Origin of the sequence: Psychrobacter sp. Choline-02u-9, assembly GCF_002836505.1 — a bacterium.
GTDB lineage: Bacteria > Pseudomonadota > Gammaproteobacteria > Pseudomonadales > Moraxellaceae > Psychrobacter.
On the sequence record NZ_PJBF01000021.1, the window covers coordinates 1 to 790 of the forward strand.

1 protein-coding gene is annotated in these 790 nt (G+C 42.0%); it reads right to left on the bottom strand.

Annotated features, from left to right (window positions below):
• Window positions 1–725: IS5 family transposase (locus tag CXF69_RS00560; protein ID WP_101204411.1), on the bottom strand; the 725-nt coding region annotated here is incomplete at its 3' end.
• Window positions 726–790 lie beyond the last annotated feature (65 nt).

Consider the following 790-nt stretch of genomic DNA (forward strand, 5'->3'; position numbering starts at 1 on the left):
AGCATTACCGCCGCTGCATAGCTATCTTTGAGCTTATCATATCGCGTGGCAATGCCCCTAAAATGTTTCAATCTAGCAAAAGCGTTTTCTACCAAATGACGGCAACGATACAAATACCAATCTAGTGTGTCGTTACAGCTTTTAGAGTTCGACTTAACGGGTATGACTGACTCAGCACAGTGCTTGAAGATACACTCTCTAATATCACTACTATCGTAGCCCCTGTCTGCAATCACCGCTTTAGTCTGGTTATTAATCGTGCTATCTATCAACGTCTTTGCCATCTTAGCGTCATGCACTTGCCCACCTGTCAGCTCAATATGTATAGGGTTACCACAAGCATCGACCACTAAGTGCAGTTTGCTGCTATTACCTGCAACACTTTTACCAATGGCCTCATCAAGATGACTGGCTACACCTGAACTATGCTGATGAGCTTTGACCACGCTACCGTCTATAAATAACCATTCACTATCATAGTTTGCTGTGACTATCTTCATGAGCTTTTGCCATTTACCGGTTTTACGCCAGTAACGGTATTGATGATATATGCGAGACCAATGACCAAAATAAGAAGGTAAGTCTCGCCATGGACAGCCTACTCGTATGCGGTACAACATGCCTTCAACGGTACGTCTTAGATTGGGCTTGTTATATACGTTAATTTGTCGCAATATAATAAATAGCTTGTGCCAATGTTCATCGTTGAGCTTGGTGCGAGTCATAAGTGATGCCTTATTTCTTTGTTGTGGTAAACATTAGAGTAAGGCGTTGCTTATTTTTTTCAATG